Consider the following 1,312-nt stretch of genomic DNA (forward strand, 5'->3'; position numbering starts at 1 on the left):
AATTTTTCTGTTGCAGATTATACAAAAAACTCCCCACTATTAAGGGGAGTTTTTTGCTTTATGGGTAGTGTAAAACCTTAGCTTGATAGCGAGGGGTTACCGCCACATGCCATATATCAATATTATTTTTTATTTTTGAATATTCAAATATTATTTTATCAAGTTGAACAAACTAACAATATTTGTAAAACGTGTTAAGGTTATTGTGTAAACAGAAAAAATATTAAGGGGGATTTTTATTATGAAAAAAACATTAGCTATTTCTGCAATTACTTTAGCTTTAACAGGTATGGGAGCAAGCTCATCATTTGCAAGCAGTGGAAATGTAAGCGTTACACCAGGAAAAATTTCACAAAGCAAAGCGGTAAAAGCAGCAACTCCACTTAAACAAGAGTTAACTTTAAAGAATGGCGAAGCGACAACAAGAACATTTGAACATACGAAAAACGCAAACGTAAGGATTAGCATCACAAATAAATCTACTGGTGGTGTACATTGGTATCTAAAAGATTCGAAGGACAATGTGATTATGGATGAGCGTATGGCGAAGAGCGGATTTTACAAGAATGAATTTTACCTTAAAAAAGGTAAATATAAAATCAGAGTTGTTAGCGATAATAATGGAACTGGAAAAATTGAAGTAGGTGCCCGCACTTTGGAATAGTATAAATAATAAAAGAAGCAAGATTTATTTTCAATTGAAATGGTGATTTAATAAAAAAGCATCTGCTAGTATGTGAGAGTAATTTAACAATGTGTAAATGTAGACATATACACATGTCCACATTTACACATGTGTACATTTTTAATACAGGCTTGTAGCCAAAAATACAAAAGAATTAAATCATTAAATTCTACTTTTGCATTCACTTGTTCTGCATTGCCCGTATCAATCCAAAAATAGCCTTTTATATAGGAAAAAAAGAGACTGGACACGATAGCAAGTCCAGTCGTCATTAACACCCATTTTCCCTTTTCTACTACTCTTTTTACATTCAATTTTATTCTCTCCTTACTAAATTCCCCTGTCTTTTCTTGGTTGATCTGCTTTGTACAGTTCTTTTCATTCTAACACTTTTTCTGCTTTTCCTTTTGTCGTAAACTCCAATCCATTCATATCTGTTGTAATTCATTTTTATCGTTTTGGGGGCAACCTGTTCTGTTAGCTTGATGGGCATGGGGTACTTTAAAATCTTAGCTTGATAGCGATGTGGCGGAACCCCATATTGTTCCATTTTTTGTTTGATTAAGTAGAGTGCGTTACAAATTCGATTCAAGAGTTTATTTTTTCTCAATTAATATGAGATAGAAT

1 protein-coding gene and 1 pseudogene are annotated in these 1,312 nt (G+C 32.7%); one reads left to right on the top strand and one right to left on the bottom strand.

Annotated features, from left to right (window positions below):
• The first annotated feature begins 241 nt into the window (after window positions 1-241).
• Window positions 242-664, top strand: coding sequence for a hypothetical protein (locus tag ACQGSG_RS28945; RefSeq protein ID WP_426948746.1), 423 nt, complete (start codon window positions 242-244; stop codon window positions 662-664).
• 167 nt (window positions 665-831) lie between these two features.
• Here ACQGSG_RS28945 and ACQGSG_RS28950 read toward each other — a convergent pair.
• Window positions 832-999 (bottom strand): annotated as a pseudogene (locus ACQGSG_RS28950) (CPBP family intramembrane glutamic endopeptidase); the annotation flags it as partial.
• Window positions 1,000-1,312: the final 313 nt, after the last annotated feature.

Origin of the sequence: Bacillus sp. GMa5/1 (genome assembly GCF_050172015.1) — a bacterium.
GTDB lineage: Bacteria > Bacillota > Bacilli > Bacillales > Bacillaceae_G > Bacillus_A > Bacillus_A cereus.